This is a genomic window from Treponema sp. J25 (assembly GCF_004343725.1).
In the GTDB taxonomy this organism is placed as follows: Bacteria; Spirochaetota; Spirochaetia; order Treponematales; family Breznakiellaceae; genus J25.
Genome location: NZ_PTQW01000062.1, coordinates 1 through 3,230, shown reverse-complemented (window position 1 = coordinate 3,230; position 3,230 = coordinate 1). Strand labels below are relative to the sequence as shown.

Sequence of the window (3,230 nt, the reverse complement as noted above, 5' to 3'; positions counted from 1 at the left end):
TTCGGGATTTTTGCGGTTTTAAAGAAAAGGTTATACCTAAAGGCAAGCCAGCCGATGTGAAACCGATAAAAATCGGTATGCTGGAGCAACTGCAAAATGGAGTTATGGTACCAAGCAGTGCCCCAAGTATATTCCCTTTAATGCCTTTTATCTTTCCGAGAATCTTCTTTGTCCTCTCTGGCGGAAAATAACTCTGGATATAGGATATGACAAATATTAATAGTGATAATAATATAAATATTTTTATTGTATCATATATAAAAAAGTGAATACTTCCACCTATTCTTTCGCTAACAGACAAACCAAATACTTTCTCCACAAGAAGTCTTACCAGTTCTGAAAGCCATCTCATTTTTAACAGTTGGTCGTTTAACCAACCGAATATCATGGCTAATATGTTCATATGAAAACATCCCCCTTACCCCTTGCACACTTAATGATATTTTCCAACATGTTTACACTTTTCAACTTCACTGCGCTTTTCTTATTTTACTAATTACATTACGCTTATCAAATCTGATTGTTCTTTACTCTCTGTACTAAATCCTCGACTTTTTCCTTAATTATATCTCTTGTTCTTCTGTAATCTTCTATTGGTCCGCCTGACGGGTCACTAAGTCCCCAATCTTCTCTGTGCCTGCACGGTACATAAGGGCATACTACATTACATCCCATCGTTATTAAGATATCTAATTCTGCAGGAATATCACTTAATAGTTTTGGATGATGGTCGCTCATATCCACTCCTGCTTCTTCCATTACCTGTACTGCCAGCGGTTTCACTTCAGGGTAATTTTCTGTTCCTGCAGAATATGCTTCCAATACGTCACTTCCCAATTTCTTTGCCCAACCTTCTGCCATTTGAGAGCGGCAGGAGTTGTGGACACATACAAATGCAACTCTCTTTTTCATATGTCCTTTATACCCCTCTTTCATCAACTTGTTTAAACCAGTGCCTTGTGTTGTTGGCTATTCTGACAAGCGTAAGCATTACTGGAACTTCAACCAGTACTCCCACAACTGTTGCAAGGGCGGCCCCAGAGTCCAGTCCAAAAAGTGAAATAGCCACTGCAACAGCAAGTTCAAAGAAGTTGCTTGCTCCAATCATTCCTGCAGGGGCTGCTATATCATGGGGAAGTTTCCATATCTTTGCCCATCCATATGCGATGAAGAATATAAAGAACGTCTGAATAATTAATGGTACCGCAATTAATATAATATGCAGAGGATTGCTTAAAATTATTTCACCCTGGAAAGAGAAAATAATTACTAAAGTAAGAAGCAGACCTACGATAGTTACATTATCAAATTTCTTGAGAAAAACGTTCTCGAAATACTCTATACCCTTATGTTTGATGATGTTTCTTCTGGTAAGGTACCCTCCTGCCAATGGAATAACAACAAACAGAATTGTTGATAATACCAGCGTGTCATAAGGAACACTTACATTACTTACACCTAACAGGAATGCTACAATTGGTGTAAATGCAAACAATATAATCAGGTCATTAACTGCCACCTGAACTAATGTATAAGCGGGGTCGCCTTTTGTCAGATAACTCCATATGAATACCATAGCGGTACATGGTGCGGCTCCTAATAATACTGCACCCGCAAGATAGTCTGTCGCTAAATCCGGACCAATCCACCTACTGAACACTACTTTCAAGAAAAACGCTGCAATAAGATACATTGTAAAAGGCTTGATAAGCCAGTTTGTTACACAAGTAACTATTAGTCCCTTCGGTTTTTTTGTTGCCCTGACAATGCTTGAAAAATCAATTTTCAGCATCATTGGGTAAATCATTAGCCATATGAGAATAGCAACAGGAATTGATACATTTGCATATTCAAATTTGCTTAAAGTTTCAGGGATTGAAGGAACTAATTGTCCTATTGCAACTCCTACTATAATGCATACTGCTACCCATACTGTAAGGTACTTTTCAAAAAAAACTAATCCTTTATTTTCTTGCATTGTTTCTTTGTCACTCAAGTTTTATGCCCCCTATCAATTTAAATTATCTTGTTCTTACTATATGATTATATTCATTTATAATCATATAGTGACTAATTTAAAGTTTTTACAGAAAAATAACTAAAATCAGTTTTCTATTATTAATAATTTTCATTAATTGTTATTGCACTGCTCTCGAAGATACTTAAGAACCTGACTTTTATCTTCCCGTAGTTGCTCACATGTAAAGTTACTGTTTTTATATTTTTTAAGTGTCTCTATATCTCTTAACAATTGTGTATTTTCAGCCATCTTGTTTTTAATAAATTCATACAGTAGGTTATTTTCTTCAATAAACTTGTTATCTACTCTGTAATAGACCCATTGAGATTTCTTTTCACTGGTTATAATACCTGAAGTTTTTAATTTATTTAGATGTCTTGAAGCATTAGACTGAGTCATATCGAGCACTGTTTCTATCTCGCATACACAGAGTTCCTGTCTTATTAATAAATTGAATATTCTAATTCTGTTTTCATCTCCAAATGCTTTAAATATTTCTATCAAATCCAATTTATCACCACCTATATGATTATATTCGTTTATACTCATATAATAGTGTAAATTTATATTTTTGTCAATAAAAATATTATTCCCTTATTCGCAACTCAACTCCTAACACCTTAATCCTCTACTCTTTCAATACTTCTACCTTCTCCTGACCTTTACATAGTCAGGCTGGACATTGTTCAGAAACTTTATCCTTGCTACCGCTCTAGCCTAATTTGACTCAAACAATTGCTAATATCCTGTACCCGATAAATCCTAAAATCAGTATCCACAGCATTACAATAACCACGCCTGCTACCTTGGCTTCTGGAATATCACTTTTCAATTTTGCCTCGGCTTCTTTCCTGCATTCTTCCATAATTTCCGCTGGTATCAACTTTAATGCAATTGCAACACCCATAGGTATCAGTATGAAGTCGTCTAAATATCCTAATACGGGAATAAAGTCAGGTATCAGGTCTATGGGACTTAGTGCGTATGCAACAACAATAGCAGTAAAGACCTTTGCAATTAAAGGCGTCTCTTTCTTTTTATATGCCAGATATAAAGCAAAAACCTGTCTCTTTAACTCACTTGTTTTTTCTTTCATTTTTTCTATTATACTCAAGTCTCTCATGCATTCCAATTTTTATATCTTATAGGCACCTCTAAAAACTCGAAAGATCTGATATAATTAGGAAGCATGAAGCAGCGAGGATTTTTT

The 3,230-nt window shown here is 35.4% G+C and carries 5 protein-coding genes; all 5 read right to left on the bottom strand.

From position 1 onward, the window contains the following. On the bottom strand, nucleotides 1-403 hold a 403-nt coding region (locus C5O22_RS13350), incomplete at its 3' end, for a permease (protein ID WP_207895396.1). Nucleotides 404-510: 107 nt separating this feature from the next. Beyond that, a complete protein-coding gene (locus tag C5O22_RS13345; RefSeq protein ID WP_132782572.1) occupies nucleotides 511-912 on the bottom strand; it encodes an arsenate reductase ArsC in 402 nt (133 codons plus the stop codon). Nucleotides 913-919: 7 nt separating this feature from the next. Next, nucleotides 920-1,996 (bottom strand): ACR3 family arsenite efflux transporter, encoded by a 1,077-nt coding sequence (gene arsB / locus C5O22_RS13340; RefSeq protein ID WP_165910531.1) that lies wholly within the window; start codon nucleotides 1,994-1,996, stop codon nucleotides 920-922. Between the two features lie 135 nt (nucleotides 1,997-2,131). After that, nucleotides 2,132-2,569, bottom strand: coding sequence for an ArsR/SmtB family transcription factor (locus tag C5O22_RS13335; RefSeq protein WP_207895395.1), 438 nt, complete (start codon nucleotides 2,567-2,569; stop codon nucleotides 2,132-2,134). A gap of 178 nt (nucleotides 2,570-2,747) precedes the next feature. Then, nucleotides 2,748-3,116 carry a YkvA family protein gene (locus C5O22_RS13330; RefSeq protein ID WP_207895394.1) on the bottom strand — a complete coding sequence of 123 codons (369 nt, stop codon included), beginning with the start codon at nucleotides 3,114-3,116 and terminating at the stop codon, nucleotides 2,748-2,750. Nucleotides 3,117-3,230: the final 114 nt, after the last annotated feature.

What these genes read in the sequence shown, in the direction of transcription:
- C5O22_RS13345 (WP_132782572.1), bottom strand. Translation starts at nt 912, where the DNA reads ATGAAAAAGAGAGTTGCATTTGTATGTGTCCACAACTCCTGCCGCTCT.
- C5O22_RS13335 (WP_207895395.1), bottom strand. Translation starts at nt 2,569, where the DNA reads ATGAGTATAAACGAATATAATCATATAGGTGGTGATAAATTGGATTTG.
- C5O22_RS13330 (WP_207895394.1), bottom strand. Translation starts at nt 3,116, where the DNA reads ATGAAAGAAAAAACAAGTGAGTTAAAGAGACAGGTTTTTGCTTTATAT.